This is a genomic window from Corallococcus sp. CA047B, from assembly GCF_003612065.1.
Lineage (GTDB): Bacteria > Myxococcota > Myxococcia > Myxococcales > Myxococcaceae > Corallococcus > Corallococcus praedator.
This window is the reverse complement of record NZ_RAWD01000576.1, coordinates 1-2,667: the sequence shown is the minus strand read 5'-3', so window position 1 is coordinate 2,667 and position 2,667 is coordinate 1. Positions and strand designations below refer to the sequence as shown.

Here is a 2,667-nt window from a genome sequence, read left to right as displayed (position 1 = left end):
CGGCAAGCCCGTCCCCAGGCAGCTCAACCCCAACGACTACCGCGAAGGCCCCGTGGAGAAGCTATGAAGACACCCAGCGAAATCATCGAGACGGCCCCTTCGCGCTGGGGCGCACCGCGGCTCGCGGACCTGCTCCGTGGCGCGTTGGCGAATCCGAAGAAGCGCACCCCGGCGGAGTTGGCCAAGCTCGAGCAGGAGTGGAAGCAGCGCGAGGCAACGGACCGCGCAGCCCACGAAGCGGCCCAGGCGAAGACGTGGCCCACGCACCTGCGCCTGTGCGGGGCGCCGGAAGAAGCCGCGTCCGTCCTCGCGACGACGGCCCCGCTGGCCACGCCTGCCCTGGCGACTGCGCGCCAGGCGCTGGCGGAGGGGCTGCGCACCGTGCTGCTCTCCGGGTACACCGGGACGGGCAAAACTGTGGGTGCGTGCGAGCTCTTCCGGGTGGCCACGCGGAAGGAGACGCGGACAGGGCAGCGGCTGGCGGAGTGGGACTCCAGCGCGGGCCTCTTCCTGCGCTGGACGCGCGTCAAGCGCGTCAGCGACTACCTCACCGAGGACCGCATGTTGTACCAGCGCGCGTGCACCGTGCGCGTGCTGGTGCTCGACGACCTGGGCGGCATGCCGGGGGAGACGCTCGGCGCCCGCCACCGGGAGTTGCTGGAGGAACTGGCGGACCGCCGCGACCGGCCCGGGCTCGTGACGGGCTACACCACGAACCTGCCCCTCGTCAGCGAGGGCGGCGCACCGAGCGCCTTCCGCGCCTGGGCGGGGGACCGGGTGGTGTCGCGGATGTGCCGCAAGGGCACGTACCTGCTCCGCGACTGCGGCGCGCGGGACCTGCGGCAGGAGGGCGGGCGATGAGTTGCCGCAAACGCCCCGAGGAGCGCATCCGCTTCTACCGTCGCGGCACGACGACGCTCGATGAGTTCCGCGAGCTGCGGCGGCGAGCCCTGGCCCGCGTCGCCCGCGGGGAGACGGTCAGCGAAGTCGCGCGGGACATGAGCATCACCGCGGACACCATCAGCCAGTGGTTGAGCCGCGCCCGGAAGGCCGCGGCGGGCGTCGTCATCCCCTCGCGCCGCGTGGCCTTCCACGGCCCGTGCGCGGAGCCGTGGTGCGAGCGCCGGTGCAGCAGCAAGTACGGGTACTGCTGGAAACACACGAGCGTCTACGTCTACCGGCCGCGCCGCGCGGGACTCCTGCCCCAGGCCGAGGAAGTGCGTCCGTGAGTGCCATCATCCTCGCCTGCGGCAGCAGCGGCCTCACGCTGAACCACCTGCCGGAGCTGCGCCGGTACATGCAGCGCTTCGCGACGCACCCCGGGACGCGCCTCGTCCACGGCGCCGGGGACGCGCGGAAGACGGATGAGCCCGAGGCCTTCGGCGCGGACCGCCTGTGGGAAGTCGCAGCCCACCTGGAGTGGCCCTGGTTCCGCGTGGAGGACGTGGAGCGCTTCCCCGCGGACTGGAAGCACGTGGGCGCCAGCGCGGGGCCGCGCCGCAACGAGGCCATTCGCGACGCCCTCCGCGCCCTCGCCGCCGAAGGCCAGCGCGTGGGCTGGGTGGCAGCGCACTCGGACAGGAACCTGGGCCGGGGGACGGCCCACATGGTGACGCTCTGCCGGGCCGAAGGCTGGCCAGGCCGGGCGCTGATTCTCGCCCCTGACGGGCGGCTCGTTGAGGAGGTGCGGTGATGCCGATGTGCAAGGTGGAGAAGACGTTGACGTGCCATTGCGGCAAGGTGTTCCGAAGCCGCCACCCGAGGGCGCGGTGGTGCAGCCTGTCGTGCACCCAGAAAGCGAAGCGCATCGGGCTGGCCGACACCTACGACCCCGAGGACCCGGGCGGCAAGTACGGCGTGCCCCTGGACGGGCTCGACTTCGAGGCCCGCGAGCGGCAGCGCGAAGAGCGCATCGCGAAGCTTCTCGCGGACGACGTCCCTCTCGCCGCGCTGTGCGAGCGCTTCGGCTGCAGCGAGCAGTTCGTCCGGGGCGTCGCCCAGCGGCAGGGACTGCCCGTCACCCCTGGCTTCACCGGCGCCCCGCCGGTGCTGGGAGCCTGACATGGCGTGCATCCGCTGCGAGGTGCATCTCGTGTTGCCCTACCCGCCCAGCGCGAACACGTACTGGCGTGCGGCGAAGGGTCGCGGCCTGGTGCCCTCCCGCGAGGCCCTGGCCTACAAGGCCGCCGTGGCCCGCGTGGCCGCGCTCGCGCAGGTGAAGCCCCTGGCCGGGCCGGTGCGCCTCACCCTCACCGTGTACCGGCCGCGCAGGACGGGCGACCTGGACAATACGCTCAAGGTCCTCAACGACGCCCTCAACGGGCTGGCTTGGCTGGATGACGAGCAGGTGGTGTCCATCCACGCGGAGCGCGCGGACGACAAGGCTGCACCCCGGGTGGAACTGGTCGCCTCTGCCGAGCGCTTCGCCACACCCACGGAGGCAGACACCCACCGGCAGGCCCGCCTGGAGCGCGCGAAGAAGGCCCGTACCACCAGAAACAAAAACCGGGCGGCGACAAGGCTCGAAGGTCTAGCTGCCCGTCACGGTCGCGCTGGAAGCCCCGCCAGCCACCTCGACCGCCAGGAGTCCGCCCTCGCCCCGTCCAACGCAACGGCGGGCCCGTCCCGGCCGCCAGAATCGATTCCGGAGGGGGTGCCACGACGCCC

General features: G+C 72.5%; 5 protein-coding genes. All 5 read left to right on the top strand.

Annotation, left to right across the window (positions count from 1 at the left end; translation table 11 throughout):
* Positions 1 to 63 precede the first annotated feature (63 nt).
* Positions 64 to 861 (top strand): hypothetical protein, encoded by a 798-nt coding sequence (locus D7X74_RS41160; protein WP_120538372.1) that lies wholly within the window; start codon positions 64 to 66, stop codon positions 859 to 861.
* Complete coding sequence (locus D7X74_RS41155) at positions 858 to 1,229, top strand: helix-turn-helix domain-containing protein (protein ID WP_120538371.1); 372 nt, start codon at positions 858 to 860, stop codon at positions 1,227 to 1,229. Before D7X74_RS41160 ends, D7X74_RS41155 begins: the two co-directional genes overlap by 4 nt.
* On the top strand, positions 1,226 to 1,693 hold the full coding sequence (locus D7X74_RS41150; RefSeq protein ID WP_120538370.1) for a hypothetical protein: 468 nt from the start codon (positions 1,226 to 1,228) through the stop codon (positions 1,691 to 1,693). The genes D7X74_RS41155 and D7X74_RS41150 overlap by 4 nt, the downstream gene beginning before the upstream one ends.
* Positions 1,693 to 2,061 (top strand): hypothetical protein, encoded by a 369-nt coding sequence (locus D7X74_RS41145; RefSeq protein WP_120538369.1) that lies wholly within the window; start codon positions 1,693 to 1,695, stop codon positions 2,059 to 2,061. The genes D7X74_RS41150 and D7X74_RS41145 overlap by 1 nt, the downstream gene beginning before the upstream one ends.
* A 1-nt stretch (position 2,062) precedes the next feature.
* A partial coding sequence (locus D7X74_RS41140) for a RusA family crossover junction endodeoxyribonuclease (protein WP_147446885.1) occupies positions 2,063 to 2,667 on the top strand: 605 nt, incomplete at its 3' end.

Coding starts and splice junctions, on each gene's coding strand:
- D7X74_RS41160 (WP_120538372.1), top strand. CDS start 64: ATGAAGACACCCAGCGAAATCATCGAGACGGCCCCTTCGCGCTGGGGC.
- D7X74_RS41155 (WP_120538371.1), top strand. CDS start 858: ATGAGTTGCCGCAAACGCCCCGAGGAGCGCATCCGCTTCTACCGTCGC.
- D7X74_RS41145 (WP_120538369.1), top strand. CDS start 1,693: ATGCCGATGTGCAAGGTGGAGAAGACGTTGACGTGCCATTGCGGCAAG.